Origin of the sequence: Proteus sp. CD3, from assembly GCF_008808075.1 — a bacterium.
In the GTDB taxonomy this organism is placed as follows: domain Bacteria; phylum Pseudomonadota; class Gammaproteobacteria; order Enterobacterales; family Enterobacteriaceae; genus Proteus; species Proteus appendicitidis.
Genome location: NZ_CP019686.1, coordinates 2,002,909 through 2,018,909, shown reverse-complemented (window position 1 = coordinate 2,018,909; position 16,001 = coordinate 2,002,909). Strand labels below are relative to the sequence as shown.

At 35.1% G+C, this 16,001-nt stretch carries 14 protein-coding genes; 9 read left to right on the top strand and 5 right to left on the bottom strand.

Features of this window, described 5'->3' with window-relative positions; translation table 11 throughout:
* Positions 1 to 76: 76 nt before the first annotated feature.
* Positions 77 to 853 (top strand): ABC transporter permease, encoded by a 777-nt coding sequence (locus BTA34_RS09225; RefSeq protein WP_151435385.1) that lies wholly within the window; start codon positions 77 to 79, stop codon positions 851 to 853.
* Complete coding sequence (locus BTA34_RS09220) at positions 847 to 1,473, top strand: ABC transporter ATP-binding protein (RefSeq protein WP_151435384.1); 627 nt, start codon at positions 847 to 849, stop codon at positions 1,471 to 1,473. The genes BTA34_RS09225 and BTA34_RS09220 overlap by 7 nt, the downstream gene beginning before the upstream one ends.
* 21 nt (positions 1,474 to 1,494) lie before the next feature.
* On the opposite strand, the gene BTA34_RS09215 is transcribed toward BTA34_RS09220, so the two are convergent.
* From BTA34_RS09215 to BTA34_RS09205, 3 genes are all read right to left on the bottom strand, one after another.
* The gene (locus tag BTA34_RS09215) at positions 1,495 to 2,187 is read right to left on the bottom strand and encodes an XRE family transcriptional regulator (RefSeq protein ID WP_151435383.1); all 693 of its coding nucleotides are present in this window, start codon (positions 2,185 to 2,187) and stop codon (positions 1,495 to 1,497) included.
* Positions 2,188 to 2,297: 110 nt separating this feature from the next.
* Complete coding sequence (locus BTA34_RS09210; protein WP_006532995.1) at positions 2,298 to 2,555, bottom strand: hypothetical protein; 258 nt, start codon at positions 2,553 to 2,555, stop codon at positions 2,298 to 2,300.
* A 372-nt stretch (positions 2,556 to 2,927) separates the two neighbouring features.
* The gene (locus BTA34_RS09205) at positions 2,928 to 3,716 is read right to left on the bottom strand and encodes a glucose 1-dehydrogenase (RefSeq protein WP_151435382.1); all 789 of its coding nucleotides are present in this window, start codon (positions 3,714 to 3,716) and stop codon (positions 2,928 to 2,930) included.
* A gap of 250 nt (positions 3,717 to 3,966) precedes the next feature.
* Between BTA34_RS09205 and BTA34_RS09200 the strand changes: the two genes are divergently transcribed.
* Together BTA34_RS09200 and BTA34_RS09195 are read left to right on the top strand one after the other, a co-directional pair.
* On the top strand, positions 3,967 to 4,671 hold the full coding sequence (locus tag BTA34_RS09200) for an RNA ligase family protein (protein WP_151435381.1): 705 nt from the start codon (positions 3,967 to 3,969) through the stop codon (positions 4,669 to 4,671).
* Positions 4,668 to 5,804 carry an AAA family ATPase gene (locus BTA34_RS09195; protein WP_151435380.1) on the top strand — a complete coding sequence of 379 codons (1,137 nt, stop codon included), beginning with the start codon at positions 4,668 to 4,670 and terminating at the stop codon, positions 5,802 to 5,804. Before BTA34_RS09200 ends, BTA34_RS09195 begins: the two co-directional genes overlap by 4 nt.
* Before the next feature lie 126 nt (positions 5,805 to 5,930).
* Here the strand turns inward: BTA34_RS09195 and BTA34_RS09190 are convergent, their stop codons facing one another.
* Complete coding sequence (locus BTA34_RS09190) at positions 5,931 to 6,422, bottom strand: DUF4822 domain-containing protein (protein ID WP_151435379.1); 492 nt, start codon at positions 6,420 to 6,422, stop codon at positions 5,931 to 5,933.
* 1,031 nt (positions 6,423 to 7,453) lie between these two features.
* Between BTA34_RS09190 and BTA34_RS09185 the strand changes: the two genes are divergently transcribed.
* The 4 genes from BTA34_RS09185 to BTA34_RS09170 all read left to right on the top strand — a co-directional run bounded on the left by BTA34_RS09185 (position 7,454) and on the right by BTA34_RS09170 (position 11,569).
* Positions 7,454 to 8,674 carry a PfkB family carbohydrate kinase gene (locus BTA34_RS09185; protein WP_151435378.1) on the top strand — a complete coding sequence of 407 codons (1,221 nt, stop codon included), beginning with the start codon at positions 7,454 to 7,456 and terminating at the stop codon, positions 8,672 to 8,674.
* A 27-nt stretch (positions 8,675 to 8,701) separates the two neighbouring features.
* Positions 8,702 to 9,439, top strand: coding sequence for a glutamine amidotransferase (locus BTA34_RS09180; RefSeq protein WP_151435377.1), 738 nt, complete (start codon positions 8,702 to 8,704; stop codon positions 9,437 to 9,439).
* A gap of 131 nt (positions 9,440 to 9,570) precedes the next feature.
* Complete coding sequence (locus BTA34_RS09175) at positions 9,571 to 10,527, top strand: DMT family transporter (RefSeq protein WP_151435376.1); 957 nt, start codon at positions 9,571 to 9,573, stop codon at positions 10,525 to 10,527.
* A gap of 10 nt (positions 10,528 to 10,537) precedes the next feature.
* A complete protein-coding gene (locus BTA34_RS09170) occupies positions 10,538 to 11,569 on the top strand; it encodes a methylphosphonate esterase (RefSeq protein ID WP_151435375.1) in 1,032 nt (343 codons plus the stop codon).
* A 109-nt stretch (positions 11,570 to 11,678) separates the two neighbouring features.
* Here BTA34_RS09170 and glpX read toward each other — a convergent pair whose 3' ends face one another.
* A complete protein-coding gene (gene glpX / locus BTA34_RS09165) occupies positions 11,679 to 12,659 on the bottom strand; it encodes a class II fructose-bisphosphatase (protein WP_100160316.1) in 981 nt (326 codons plus the stop codon).
* A gap of 206 nt (positions 12,660 to 12,865) precedes the next feature.
* Here glpX and BTA34_RS09160 point away from each other — a divergent pair, with 206 nt between their 5' ends.
* Complete coding sequence (locus tag BTA34_RS09160; protein WP_151435374.1) at positions 12,866 to 15,916, top strand: DUF2339 domain-containing protein; 3,051 nt, start codon at positions 12,866 to 12,868, stop codon at positions 15,914 to 15,916.
* The last annotated feature ends 85 nt before the right edge of the window (positions 15,917 to 16,001 follow it).

Sequence of the window (16,001 nt, the reverse complement as noted above, 5' to 3'; positions counted from 1 at the left end):
TTTTTCGCCACCAACTCACTGGTGGCTTTTTTCATTATTACAGCAAAATAAATATCTATCTAAAAAAGGAAATAACGTGTTTCGATGGGCATTAATTCCACTTTTTTTATTGTTATTTCTGATCTTAGGATCGCTAATTGCACTGATATGCCAACTTTCTTATGTTGAATTGAGGCAAGTTATTACCGATCCTGAATTTCATTTTGCTATTGGTATGTCACTGAGTACAGCGTTAACTTCTTTATGTCTAGCAATTATCCTAGGTGTACCTGCCGCATGGGCAATGGCAAGAATTCCTTTTAAAGGGCATCGTTTTATTGATGCGTTATTAGATTTGCCTTTAGTCACTCCCCCATTAGTTATCGGTATCGGATTATTATTATTGTTAGGAAATCAGGGTCCTTTAACAGGTGTTTTTCCTGAATTATCTCGCTCTCTTTTTTCACCGTTGGGCATTATTATTGCTCAAACTTATGTCGCAAGTGCGATTATTATGAGAAATAGCCTCTCTGCTTTTAAGTCTGTCGATCCCGCTTATATTCAAACGGCACAAAATTTAGGATTAACGCCAACAAAAACATTTTTCTTGATTGAAATACCACTGTGTTGGTCAGCTTTAATGAGTGGAAGCATCATTGCATTTTCTAGAGCCTTAGGTGAATTTGGCGCAACGTTAATGTTAGCGGGTGCAACAAGGTTAAAAACAGAAACGTTGCCTATGGCAATTTATTTAAATATCGCCAGCGGAGACTTCACTCTGGCAATAGGTTGTGCGCTTGTTCTTATCGCTATCGCGATTACTTTATTATTTGCGTTACATCGTTTACAGCGAGAAAGGAAAAGATCATGCTAGAAATTCGTTCATTAACAACGGGTATATTAAAAGATATTTCGTTGAAGGTAGAAAAAGGAACATGTTTAGGAATAAGTGGTACATCTGGTAGTGGCAAAACAACGCTTTTAAATGCGATTGCTGGATATACTTCATACTCTGGTGATATCTACCTTGCAGATAAAAATATAAATGAACAGCCGGTATGGTTACGTTCTTGTCGATATTTAAATCAACGGCTTTATTTATTCCCGTTTATGACGGTGACTCAAAATTTATGGCTAGCACAATATGGTGCAAAACAGAAACGAAGCAAGGAGAGAGAAAAGGCGATATTAGAGCAAATGGGAATTGCACATCTCGCTACACGTTATCCTCATCAAATTTCAGGAGGGGAACAACAACGCGTTGCATTGGCAAGAGCACTTATTAGCCAACCCAAACTTTTACTACTGGATGAACCTTTTTCGAGTTTGGATTGGGAAACACGTTATCAGCTTTGGGATTTAATTGATTCCTTAAAATCTAAGGAAATAACGATGATCATGGTTACTCATGAACCTCGTGAAATCAGAGCGCTAGCCGATAAAACGGTTTTATTGTCTAAAGGACAAGTTGTTACTGAAAATTCTATACTATGAAATTATTGCTTTGCTTATTGATTACCAAGCCATGACTGACCAATGGATAATACGCCCCATAATTTTTACAGAATCAGTTTCCGCTGATTCATCAGGAAATTCGTCTTTATTATAGCTACGTATGATCAATTTACCGCCCGGTTGGCGATAGAGCAGTTTTATTCTAAACAAGGCATCTTGTTCGATAGCATAAATGCCACCATCAACAATACGTGTGTTGCCTGTATCGACAGTGACGGTTGAACCATTGGGAATAACAGGTGACATACTGTCGCCATAAACAGAAAAGCAAATAACGTTTTGAGAAGATGCGCCATAACGGCGTAATGTGCTTTTTGAAAATCTCAATTTATATCCATTATGATCTTCATTAGTACAACAACCGTCACCCGCTGCGAGTTCGATACTTTTAAAATAGGGAATTTCTACTTCATCGGCACCTAAAGGCGTATTACTATCCCATTCACTTACAGGTTGCCATTCATTCTCTGGTGGAATTTCAGAAGTCGCATTGAGTTGTTCCTCACCTTCAAGTAGCCAAGCTAAATCACAATTTAATGCTTTTGCTAATTCAGGTAAAAAACGGGGACGTTTAGTTTTACCACTTTCTAGCTGTTCTATGGATTGCTGTGTTGTACTTGCTAAAGTCGCAAGTTCTGATTGTGTTAAACCTAACGCAATGCGTTTATCTTTGGTGCGTTTCGCAATAGACATTAGTGACTCCTAATACGTGTCCTTACATATTCAAGTAAAAAGAGTATATCGTAAAAAGAAAACAAATTAAATTGTATTTTATCTTAATTATAAAAGTATGAATAGATTAATTACTTAATTTTGAAAACGTCATCTGCACTGTCTGGTGGGGTGAGGTAAGGGTTTTCATCAGTAACTTCAGGATCTCTCAAGACTTCTCCACAGAAAATAATAAGGTCAGGTCTTTTTTGTTTTAAGTAGTTAAGTCGTGTTGTGCATTCATCTTTAGTATAAATTGTTTCTGTAACAGGAACTGCATCACAAGAATCATTTCCACAAGGACTTACCAACAACACATAACCGACCAGCATGAGCTGTGAAGTAAACATAAAATATCCTTTTAACTATTCATGTTTGGTCATCAAAATCAGACCGCTAGATTACCTATTTGTTGATAAAAAAGCAGTTTCTATTTGTCTTAAATAGCATTAATGATGCAAAAAAGTGTATGTGATCACAATTTATCTAGTGTTTGTTTGTATTTATTAGTAATGTGTTATAAGTAAAGGAACTAAAAAATAAGCAATTATACGATAAGGTATAGAGTGAAAACAAATAGAATTGTTTTTCAACATGGTTCAATGTTGTAATATTGTTATCAATGACTTTTAATTGATATTTTTTATTTAAAATTAACAAATAAAGTCAATAGCCCACTTTTTAGCTATTGTAAAAAGTGGGCATTTTATTGCTAATTAATGTTAACCTTTACCACCTTGAAAAGAGGTGTGAAGCGTCATTCCACCGTCAATAAAAATAGTCTGCCCTGTAATATAGGTTGATTGTTCAGAGGCTAACCAAGCCGCGACATTGGCAACGACTTCTGGCTCAGCTGCATATTTCATGGGGATCATATCTTCTAGTTCTTCCCGTAGCGTATCATCTTCCATTTTCTCTTTATTAATAGGCGTATTTATTGCTCCAGGACCTATGGAATTAATTCTAATCCCGAGGCTTGCATATTCAAGAGCAAGAGATTGAGTTAACATTCTTATGCCACCTTTACTTGCTGCATAACTTGCAAAAGTTGGCCAAGGGATAATCTCATGTACAGAAGACATATTAATGATATTGCCTTGAATGTTATTTTCTACAAAATATTTTAGCGCAGAGCGAGCAGTAAGAAAGTAGCTAGTTAAATTTACATCAATAATTTTACGCCAATCAGCTAAATTAACAGCATGAGAAGGTGTTTGTGTTTCAATTCCCGCATTATTAATAAGAAGATCGAGCTTGCCAAAGTGGTTTATAGCACAATAAATAAAATTATGCGCAACCTCTTCGTCACTAATATCCCCTCCAAAAATAATCGCTTTTCCTAAATTTAGTTTATTTAAATCATCAGCAAGGCTTTGTGCTTCTTTTTCATCAGAATGGTAGTTAATTACGACATTCATTCCTTCAGCAATTAATCGTGATACAACAGCGGCACCTATTCCTCTAGATGAGCCTGTAACGGCAGCTACTTGTCCCTGAAGATCGTTATACATACATCCTCCGATTTTTGATTTAAAAATAGGTCAAAAGTAATATAGGTGATAAACAGGATTATTTATCTAGCACTCTGCTAAACTTGACGTTAATATAATCACCTATTTATTTTTCACTTCTTTTTATTGTAGGTTGTTATTATGTAATACGCATTAAGGCACTGAAGGAATAGTGCAATACAGAAAAATTAACTTACTGAATTTCTTTTTAAATTTGGTAGAACTTCTGTTACTTAATGAGTATTAAATAATGAATAATCAATCACAAAAATATGATAGAACCTATCACTATCCCTTTTCACCAGGCACAACAAACGACGATCGTATCAATGCGCAATGGTGGCAGGATATTTGCCAAATAAAACAACTTATCCATACAGAAAAACTGGATGGAGAAAATAACTGCCTAAATAAAATAGGTGTTTTTGCACGCTCGCATGCAACCCCAACACAATCAGCCTGGACATCTCAATTACGTCAACGTTGGCAATTGATGAAAAATGATTTAGGTGAATTAGATATTTTCGGTGAAAATCTATATGCCATTCACTCTATTGAATATACACACCTAGAAGAATATTTTTATGTGTTTGCGGTTCGTTATAAAGATAAATGGTTAAGTTGGGAAGAAGTGCAGTTTTATGCTGCTTTGTTTGATCTTCCAACTGTGCCAGAAATTAAACTGCCTAAATGTCAGGATAAAACTGATTTTGAAAATATGATTGTTTCTCAAGCTAAACAGGCAAGTTTCTTTCAATCACATGATGTTTTAACGCAAAAACCAAGCCCCATGGAAGGCATTGTTACGCGAGATGCACAGTCATTTTCTTTAGATGATTTTTCACATCGTGTTTTTAAATATGTTAGAAAAGATCATGTTAAAACAGATGTTCATTGGAAAAAAAATTGGCGACGAGCATCTTTAATTTGGGAAAAAACACAGGAGCCTCAATGATGCTTCATAAGAAATTACACACTGAAATGTCATGGGAACATCTTTGTGAGTCGTTTGATGAAATTAGTGATATGGCGGGTGTTATGCAAGATCCTATTCATCATGCAGAAGGTGATGTGGCGATACATACACAAAGAGTAATTAATTCAGTTAAATCATTGCCAGAATATCAGGCGTTAACTGAACGAGAGCAGCAAATTTTATGGATCTCGGCACTACTTCATGATGTAGAAAAACGCTCTACAACACGCGAAGAAGGGGGGCGTATTGTTTCACCGGGTCATGCTCGTAAAGGGGAATTAACAACGCGTCTTTTTCTGTATGAAAAAGTACCTTTAAACTTTGCTGATAGAGAGCAGATTGCGGCTTTAGTTCGTTTTCATGGGTTACCGTTGTGGGTGATGGATAAACCTGATCCTAAAAAAGCACTGCTTGCTGCATCACTAAGAGTAGATTGCTATTTGTTGGCATTATTGGCTAAAGCCGATGTTTTAGGGCGAGATTGTGAAGATAAACAAGCTCTTTTTGATAAAATTGCGTTATTTACACTTTATTGTGAAGAGTTAAATTGTTGGCGTAGAAGGGCTATATTTCCTTCTGATGAGGCTCGCTTTCACTATTTTTATACAGAAAATAGTACGGATTACAATTATGAGCCTTATCCTGAAAAAGGAAGTGAAGTTACGGTGTTATGTGGATTACCGGGTATGGGAAAAGATACTTTTATTCGCCAACATTGTGCAGATCTTCCGATTGTGAGTTTAGATGATCTTCGTCGTCAGCATAATATTAAGCCTGATAATAGAGATGCTAATGGTTGGATAGCACAGCAAGCAAAAGAACAAGCCCGTATTTATTTACGAGAGCATAAACCTTTTGTTTGGAATGCCACTAATATTACAAGAAAAATGCGAGATCAACTTATCTCTTTGTTTTATCGTTATAATGCGAAAATTAAGTTGGTTTATATTGAAGTTCCTTATGCGCAATGGCAGCGGCAAAATAATGCAAGAAACGAAGCTGTGCCAACTAAAGTAATGGAACGCATGTTGAGTAAATTGGAAGTACCAACACCAGAAGAAGCGCATAAAGTGATTTATTGGATTGAAGGGCAATCCCAAACCATACTTTAATAACCCGATTATTTCGGCAAAATGATAAGTAGATTATAAAATAAAACGAGGGTTACTTATAAAAATAAGTAACCCTTTTTTGTTTATTGATTGGGATTAATTTGCAGGTAAAACAACGTACTAAATTTATTTTTTAACGTGATGGATAATATCGAAATAGGTATTATGATCATCAGCATTTGGATAAATACGATAGGTATACTCATCATTTTTAACCGTGATATTTTCTACATCTCGGGTAAATAGTGTTTTACCTTCAGTATCTTTGGCAACTAAGGTACGTATTTTGCCATCATCGGACATTGACCAATCACCTTGCATTTTCTGTTTACCTTCCGGTGTAAACATAATAAAGGTGCCATTAGGATAATATTCAGCAAGTCCAAAATAGTTACTGACTTGTGGATTATCGGCTGTAGTTTTATTTCCTTTTTCATCGATAGCGTCAGTTGTTATCCAAACTTTTTCTATCATGACTTTCTCATAGTCATTCAGCTCTTTTTGAGCCTGAATAACACCTTGAGTTTGAATATTGGCAGTTGATGTTGAACTCTCTGCGGCAAAAAGAGAAAAGCTAGCGCTTAATAATGAGATTGCGATAAGTGATTTTATTTTCATTAATATATCCTTATTTTATGTTGTGCTTTTTGTCAGTCGTCTATGTTGTGTCTGACGTTATGAATAAAGTTAGGCATAAAATGGGATTAATGCGAGGAAATAAGTATGTCAGAATGTTTCTAATAAAAAGGTTATTTGACAAAAATTATTGGTGTTAAATATCGGTTTTATTCTCAAAATAGGTGTAAAAGTCTAATTGTTTCCCTTTTGTGGGTGTAATACCTATTGCTAAGTTGATTAATGATATAAACAGTATTTATAAAATATGAATAAAAAACATAGGAAAGCTTTCTCATTTACAAAACAAAATCAAAGTTTGACCTATTGATGCACTAAATAGACAAAGGGTGATAGCAAATTTGTAGTAAATGAAGTGCATAAAATTGACAAGAGAAACAAATTATCGATATTTTCTTTATTAGAAAGGCATTTCTAGATTAGAAAATGTTATCTCTATCACAAAAATGAAATGTGAAAATTGGGTGTGTTTTAAGCATTATTTTTACATTACTTAAGTAATTTACGTTCTTTGATAAAAGGGTATCGTTTTCTTTGGTATTTAATGATTAGATTTTCTTTATGGTAAATGCGTTTTAAAAGCCAGTGATGATAAAAATAATTAATGCATTGCTCGATTCAATTAGATTGTATTTTATTTAAGCATTATTACGGGTGCTTTACAGAAATATAAAATTGTTTTTCTCTAATCCCTTATTTATAAAAGTGAATTTTATTTTTATATTTTATTTTCTAATATTATCTACCGTATAAAAATAAAAAATAATATTAAATTTATTTATGGTAAATAAGTTGTGATAACGTTATACATTGATTAATTCTTTCTAAAAAAGAAATGAATTCTAAATTTATTTATTAAATAAATTTACGATTGTCATTGTTTATTTCTGTTTCTTTTTGTTTTTTATTTTTGTATTTCTGCTTTTTTTTGCTTTTAATAAATAACATATGATTGTAATCACAATCCCATAACAACTAATAAACTAAAGTTGTTGCCATAGAGGTAACATTAAATGAAAGCAGAACGTCATAAAAAAATAATTAATCTGATCAAAGGTAATGGTGCAGTAAAAGTTTCTGTTTTGGCTAAAGAACTTGATGTTACCAAAGAAACAATACGATCTGATTTAAATACACTCGCAGAAAAGGGAATAATAAAAAGATGCCATGGTGGCGCTTTTATTGAATTTGAGACATTAGATAAAGTCGCTAAGAAAGAAATTATACAATTTCTAGAATGTAATGATCAAATTGATAAAAACGATTTAGCAAACAAGACAGCAATAAATAAGGTGTGCGTACTTGGCTCATTTAATGTTGATATGATTAGTTATCTTCCTAGATTGCCAGAAGCCGGGGAATCCTTATTATCGAATAAATTTATCTTCTCACCAGGAGGTAAAGGTTGTAACCAAGCATTGGCAGCGAGTTATGCTGATGCACAGGTACATTTTATTACGAAGATAGGTACTGATCAATTTAGTGATTATGCAGTTAATTTTATATCGTCATCAAGAATAAAAACATCGACGATATATCAAACTGAAAATTACCAAACAGGAACTGCATCTATTTTTGTATCAGAGGAGAGTGGAGAAAATATTATTTCTATTTACTCGGGTTCTAATATGGATATTTCTGCGGATGAAATAAAAATACAGAAAGATAAAATTATTGATGCAGATATCATTTTACTTCAATTAGAAACGAATATTGAAGCATTAAAAGAAATTATTGCTATTGGAAACGAAAATAATATTCCTATTATTCTTAATCCAGCACCTTATAACAAAATAGTTAATGAATTACTTCCAATGATAGATGTTTTAACACCTAATGAAACGGAAGCAAGTTTATTATCTGGAATAGAAGTACTCGATTTAGGATCTGCAAAAAATGCGGCAGTTTCTATTTATCAGCAAGGCGTAAATAAAGTGGTTATTACGCTGGGTAGTAAAGGTTCGTTAGCTTATGACGGACATAAGTATATTTACTCGCCGGCATATCCGGCAGTTGTAAAAAATACAGCAGGGGCAGGTGATGCTTTTAATGGTGCGCTCGCTGCCTCATTGGCAAAAGGAAAGCAGTTTTCTTATGCGTTACGCTATGCATCAGCTTTTTCATCATTAGCTGTTGAGACGAGTAATGCTTCAGAAATGCCTGAAGATATTAATGTCATGCATCGCATCAATCAAACAACATATTCACAGATTGTCACCCAATCCCCTGAATAAATAATCTTTTTTGAAAGAGGAATAAAAATGAAAATCTTATTTATTGGTGAGTCATGGCACATTCATATGATCCACTCTAAAGGCTACGACAGTTTCACTTCCAGCAAATATGAAGAAGGCTCTACGTTCTTATTAAGTTGCTTAAGAGAAAAGGGTGTTGAAGTTGATTATATGCCTGCTCATACCGTTCAGATTGCATTCCCACAAACGGCTGAAGCATTGGCTAAATACGATGTCATTGTTATTAGTGATATTGGTGCAAATACGTTCCTTCTGCAAAACGATACTTTCTATAACATGAAAGTTATCCCTAACGCATTAGGGTTAATTAAAGAGTTTGTAGTTAATGGCGGTGGCTTATTAATGATTGGTGGCTACTTGTCATTTATGGGCATTGAAGCTAAAGCAAACTACAAAAATACATTACTTGCAGAAGTTCTGCCTGTTGAAATGCTGGATGGTGACGATCGTGTTGAAGCGCCTGAAGGTGTATTTGCAAGTGCAGTAAATGCTGAACATGCATCAGTAAAAGGCTTTGGTGAATGGCCTATGTTCCTTGGCTATAACAAAGTTTCAGCTAAAGAGAATACAGAAACGGTATTAAATATTGGCGAAGATCCATTGCTGGTATTTGGTCAGTTTGAAAAAGGAAAAACAGGCTGCTTTATGAGTGACTGTTCTCCTCACTGGGGGAGTAAAGAGTTTTTAGCATGGCCTCATTATGCCGATATGTGGGTCAACATTCTTAAACAAATCGCCCGTTAATTTGAATTAAGAATAACTGTTATAAAAAGTAAAAAAGCGCAGAGTTGCCGCTCTGCGCTAATAAAAAAACCGATTACTTGAAAAATAAAAAAAGAAATCACTCATAGCCAATAATCCAAAAGGAACATCTTATGAGTACAAAAAATTTATCAACACCTTTGCTGATGTTAGCAACTGTGTTAGCAGGTATGCTATCACCAATGCAGTCCGCGGTGAATGGGCAATTAGGGCATGTTTTAAAAGATGGTAACGCCAGTGCGGTTATCTCTTTTGCCAGTGGTCTGGTAGTGATGTTTTTTATCATCATGTCGAAAAAACAATATCGTCAACAATTTGCTTCAATTCCAAGTTTAATTAAAACGCGCAAAATTCCATTATGGAACTGGTTTGCGGGTCTTTGTGGTGCAATGGTTGTTTTCTCTGAAGGGGCTTCTGCGAGCGCATTAGGGATTGCAACATTCCAAACAGCATTAATTTCAGCACTCTTATTATCTGGCTTATTATGTGACCGTTTTGGTGTTGGTGTTGATGAGAAAAAATATTTCACGTCATATCGTGTATTAGGTGCTGTGTTAGCGGTTGTCGCCACTTTATTTGTCGTTTCTCCACAATGGCACTCAACCTCATTTATTTATTTAGCAATCTTACCTTTCCTTGCAGGTTTATTAGCCGGTTGGCAACCAGCAGGTAACTCTAAAGTTGCAGAAGCAACAGGTTCTATGATGGTGTCTATCACTTGGAACTTTATTGTTGGCTTCACTGTTTTAACGATTGCGCTTATTGTTCGTATGGCATTAGGTCATATCACTCTTGAATTACCAGGTACTTGGTGGATGTATTTAGGTGGTCCTTTAGGGCTTATGTCTATCGCATTAATGGCTATTTTAGTACGTGGTTTAGGTTTACTGATGTTAGGCGTTGCTTCAACAGCGGGTCAATTGTTAGGTTCTGTATTAATTGACTTATTATTACCTTCATTAGGCAATACCGTTTATTTAGTGACAATCATCGGTACATTATTTGCGTTAGTGGGTGCGATTGTAACTACAATTCCTGAATTCAAAGCCACTAAGTCAGCACAAGCGTAGGAGTATCGTAATGAAAGGTTATATTCAAACCGTAACTGGTCCCGTAAAAAAAGAAGATATGGGGTTAACATTGCCTCATGAACACCTCTTTAATGATCTATCAGGTGTTGTTGATGAGCCTTTTTATGAATTCTCGCATGTATTAGTTGATAAAAAAGTGAGTGCAGATATTCAGTGGGGACTTAAATACGATCCATATTGCTGTTGCGATAATATGGATAAGAAACCCATTGAAGATGTTATTTTTGAATTAAATAACTTCAAAGAGTTAGGTGGAAGAACCATTGTTGATGCAACAGGCTCTTCTTCAATTGGACGTGATATTCGAAAACTAAGACAAGTTGCAGAAATAAGCGGTATTAACGTTGTCGCTTCTTCAGGGCTTTATATTGAAAAGTTTGAAGGAAAACGGCTGGCTGATGATATTGATGCAATGGCAAAAATCATTGATGATGAATTGAATGTAGGCATTGATGGCACTGATATTCGTGCAGGCATGATTGGTGAAATTGGTGTTTCTCCATTCTTTACAGATGGTGAGAAAAATAGCTTACGTGCAGCGGCTATTGCACAAAACAGTAACCCTTATGCGTCGATGAACATTCATATGCCAGGCTGGCAACGTCGTGGTGATGAAGTTTTAGATATTCTATTAACAGAAATGGGATGTAATCCCGCTAAGATTTCATTGGCACACTCTGATCCATCAGGTAAAGATATTGATTATCAATGCAAAATGTTAGATCGCGGTGTTTGGCTTGAATTTGATATGATTGGTTTGGATATCTCTTTCCCTAAAGAGGGTGCGGCACCAAGTGTTATGGATACCGTAGAAGCTGTCGCAACTTTAATTGAAAGAGGTTATGGTAGCCAAATCGTATTAAGCCATGATGTGTTTTTAAAACAGATGTGGGCAAAAAATGGGGGAAATGGTTGGGGATTTGTTCCTAATGTATTTCTTTCATTATTGGCTCAACGTGGTATTGATAAATCTATTATCAAAAAATTATGTGTTGAGAATCCAGCCAATTTGTTGGCTTAAATCTCAAGTGAATAAATAACAATAAATATACCCCTTGAAGTAAATTTAGCGGCGCTTTAATAAAGTGCCGCTTTTTTATATCTCAAAGAAAAGAAGACAAATTAAAGCATTAACGTAAATGGTAATTCTCAATATAACGTAATGAATGCGTTGAGCCATTAATTACTAAAGAGTGAGTTTGTAAATATTGCGCTTGCTGATTAACGCCAGATAAGAAATCGCCTTTGGTGATCGCTGTTGCTGCAAACATAACATCTTGGTTACGTACTAAGGTGTCTAATGATAATTTAATATTTACATCAGTACCCATTTTATGGCAACGAGCAATTTCAGAAACGGCATATTCTCTATTTTCTGCATTATTTCCTTTTGCAATATCGCGAGTAATTAAACGTGCTTGCATATCACCGCCTAATGCCTTAGCAATAGCCGCACTAATTACACCTTCAGGCGCTCCGCCAATACCATACATAACATCAATACTGTTATTAGGCATTGTGGCATATAAAGAGGCTAAAACATCACCATCAGGTAGTGTAATAACATTAATACCTTTCGCGCGTAGATCGTTAATAATATCGTGGTGACGCGGTTTATCTAAAATAGCGAGAGTTAACTGCTCAATAGATTTATTTAATGTTTGTGCAATAGCATCAAGGTTATATTCAAGGCAATGGTTAAGATCAATTACACCGGCCGCTTGCTTACCAACAATAAGTTTTTCCATATACATGTCGGGAGCTTGTAAAAAACTGCCTTCAAAGCCTGCGGCTAAAATCGCGAGGGAGTTATTTTCACCCGTCGCTACCATGCGAGTACCGTCAATGGGGTCAACTGCAATTTCTATTTTATCGCCTTTGCCATTACCTACTTTTTCACCAATATAGAGCATAGGTGCTTCATCTATTTCTCCTTCACCAATGACAATTTCACCATTGATATTCAGGTTATTCAAACGCTCACGCATGGCACTGACAGCCGCATCATCTGCTGCGTTTTTGTTTTGTTTTCCAATCCAAGGCATTGCTGCAATAGCCGCAGCTTCTGTTACAGAAGCGATAGCATTAGTTAATTCGTCATTTAATTTCATATTATGAGTGTGTTTTACGATATAAATGGAAGATTAAGATAGGTTACCGATCATACCTTTTTTTTGAAATTATGTGCTAGGTTTAAATCAAGAGTTCACGAAATAGGTTATTTCGGAATAAACTAAGATAAATCGGTGAAAATTAAAGTATAACTAAGGTTAAGAGATTAAAAGCATGTGATGTTTAACACAAAAGGATTAGGTTTATGGATGACTTTTTGGTGCTCATCGTTACTATATTTGTCTTAGTGTCTTTGTATTGGCAATACCACGCTTATACAAATAGCAACTCATTGTTGCATCGAATTAAACAGCTTGAAGAAAAACTTACTGAACAACAAGAGAAATTATTTAAGTTATTAAGTAAAGACAACGCTGTGAATATTCGCACAGAGCATGATGCTCAGAAAAGCGAATTTAATGATTTATCTCGTGATATAAAAAGAGAACCTCAATCAACAGCTTCAACTGATCAATCTAAAACAGTTGAACCGATTAACACAATAGAACATGTGCAAAATAAGGCGGAGAATAAAGACGAGTCTGTATATCAACATGCACAAATATCACAAGAAACGGCATTTAATAAAGTTTCTCCTAAAGAAGAAAATCCAGTTGTTCAATCTTCTATGGTTAATGGGATTAACCTTGAAGACAAACAACCTGAACAGCCAGAAATATCAACACCCCCTACATCTAAAGGATCGGAGCCTTATCAACCTAAGGTGGCAACAAGCCGTTTTGCTCATCATTACCAACAAGAGGCAAAACAAACATCTGTTAAATCAACTTCAGATCTGCTTGTAGAAAATAGGGCTAGTGTGGCAAGTGAAAACTTTGTTGGATCTGAAAAAGGTGATTTAGGAAGTACTACGCCTCAAGTAAATAGACCTGCATCGCAATATAGACCTAATTTAAACCCTCGTCCAAAACGTCAACAGAAATCAATTTTGGGGCTTCTTTGGAATTGGGTAGTAACAGGGAATCCGCTGGCTAAAATAGGGATGTTATTACTCTTTTTTGGTCTATCTTATTTACTTAAATACAGTATTGAGAATGAGCTTGTCTCCGCATCAACACGTTTAATGATGGCGGGAACAGGATGCTTGGCTTTATTAGGTATTGGCTGGTGGCTTAGAAAGAAAAACCTGATATATGCATTAATTTTACAAGGTGGTGGCATTGGTGGGTTTTACATTACTATTTTTGCTGCGACTAAAATTTATGATTTTATTCCTATTAGTATTGCTCTCGCTATTATGGTGTTTATCTGCTTGGTCAGTGTAAGTTTGGCAGTTATTCATCGAGCTATTAGTTTAGCTATATTAGCTTCACTTGGTGGTTATTTAGCGCCTGTATTATTGTCCACAGGAAGTGGCAATTATGTTGCTTTGTTTAGTTATTATCTGATTCTTTCAATTGGCATTCTTATTATCAGCCATTGGCAAGTTTGGCGTTTATTAAATCTTATTGGTTTTGCATTTACTTTTGGTATTGGTTTTATGTGGGCAATACCAAATTACACTCATGCCGATTATTTACCTTGCCAGTTATTTTTAATTGCAAATTGGTTAATTTTTGGTGTTGCAACGGAGCTTTCAACACTAAAAAATAAACTGAAACTTAATATTCCTTTTGATGCCACATTACTGTTTGGTACGCCATTAATTGGTTTTATCTTCCAACATCGATTAGCCTCTGAATGGACATATGGTGTTGCTATTGCTTCATCTCTTTATGGACTGGCTTATTTTGCACTCACTTGGTTTGCACTGAAGCGTTATCGTGAAGAGGGCAAATTACTGGCAATTGCTTTCTTTATGCTTTCTGTCACCTTTGCCACTTTAGCCGTACCATTTGCATTCTCTGCTGAATGGACATCGATTGTATGGGCAATTGAAGGGGTGATGATCCTTGCATTTTCTGTTTTACAACAGCAAAAGAAACCTGCTATTGCAGGGACTATTTTAGTTGCGGTTTCCTTTGTTTTGTTATTTAACATGCCTATTATCTCATTAGGTGATTGGCTAATGCTTGTAACACAAGTCATCGTTGTATTTGCCGTCGGGGTGCTGTGGTATCGAGCGCAATTCACTCATCTTGATAATCGAACTATTGGATATGTAACACTATTTATCTCTGCTGTAAGTTGGGGATATAGCGTGTTACTTTTACAAGAATATGGCGAACATTGGCTTTCTCCAGAAGTAAAATCCATTACCTTTGCTTTTATTCTTATTAGCTGTTGGGGTATGTTCTTTGCTGGGAAGAAAACCCAATTCTCTGAGTTGGCGAGTTGCTCTATTTTATTATGGCCGATGTCAGCACTTATTATGCTGGTGTACATCTATCTTGCAGGCTCGTTAATTGATAATTGGTTAAGTGCGACTATCTGGATTGCAATTTTTGCGAGTGGTTTCTACTTGCTTAAAGTCAATACGTTATTGCCAAAACAAAGGATCAATAAAGCATTGATCCACAGTATGCATCTTATTTTTATTGGTCTTTTCTTATTTACTGAAATTATTTGGCTAATAGATGTTACGTACCTTTATATGAGCTTACATTTTGCAAGTGTTATTTTTGTTATAAGCTTATTCATTGTAATAAGCTATATACTAGCAATGAAAGTTAATTGGATAAAAGAGTACCAAAATTCTTATTGGGTAGTTACTTTACCTATTTTAGGTTTACTGGCACTTTCTTTAATCTTTGCAAACTTTAATGATGGTACTGAAAGTGGTATTAAATTTATTCCATTATTTAATTTGATGGATCTAATGGGAATTGTTGGAATATGGGTTGGCTATAAATTTATTTCAGTAATAAAACAGTCACCTAAATATCAATTATTATTGAAAAATAACTTACCTTTAGTTAATTACATTATTCCTGCTATGATTTTCTGGTGGGCAAATGGTATTTTATTAAGAGGATTGGTCTTTGCAACAGATATTGATTGGTCGAGTTATGCAATAATTAACTCCAAAGTTATTCAAACAGTATTAGCCATTATTTGGGCAATTACTGCGTTAGTGACAATGGTAATGGCGACACGCAAAAAGTCACGTTCACACTGGTTTATTGGTGGTGTACTGTTGGCTGTAGTTATCGCTAAGCTCTTCCTAATTGATACATCATTAAGCAGTGGATTGCTTAGAGCATTGGCCTTTATTGGTGTTGCAATACTGATTTTATTAATCGGGTATTTCTCACCATTGCCACCTAAAAAGCAAAGCGAAAATACAAAAGTATAGACGTTTTTTATACATGTGCTTTGTTGATTTTTGAGATTAAATCATGCATATAATCTTAAGTGATTAATGCATGATTTACAAAAAG